The 435-nt window shown below is 55.4% G+C and carries 1 rRNA gene; it reads left to right on the top strand.

Annotation, left to right across the window (positions count from 1 at the left end):
- Window positions 1-351 (top strand): 16S ribosomal RNA (locus tag ACTZWV_RS19890); the annotation flags it as partial.
- Window positions 352-435 lie beyond the last annotated feature (84 nt).

Below are 435 nucleotides of genomic sequence, written 5' to 3'. Positions count from 1 at the left end.
CGTCAGGTCATCATGGCCCTTACGGCCAGGGCTACACACGTGCTACAATGGCGCGCACAGAGGGCTGCAAACCCGCGAGGGGGAGCTAATCTCACAAAACGCGTCGTAGTCCGGATCGCAGTCTGCAACTCGACTGCGTGAAGTCGGAATCGCTAGTAATCGTGAATCAGAATGTCACGGTGAATACGTTCCCGGGCCTTGTACACACCGCCCGTCACACCATGGGAGTGGATTGCACCAGAAGTAGTTAGTCTAACCTTCGGGAGGACGATTACCACGGTGTGGTTCATGACTGGGGTGAAGTCGTAACAAGGTAGCCGTAGGGGAACCTGCGGCTGGATCACCTCCTTAACGAACGCTGGAGGTTTCGGTCAGAGTCCACACGAATTACTTGGTTAACGTGAAGAGAGCAAAGGGTCTTTGCAGGCCCGACTG

This window comes from Rheinheimera sp. NSM, from assembly GCF_052380015.1.
GTDB lineage: Bacteria > Pseudomonadota > Gammaproteobacteria > Enterobacterales > Alteromonadaceae > Alishewanella.
Note: the sequence above shows the minus strand (reverse complement) of the source record. Positions and strands in the feature narration are given on the sequence as shown.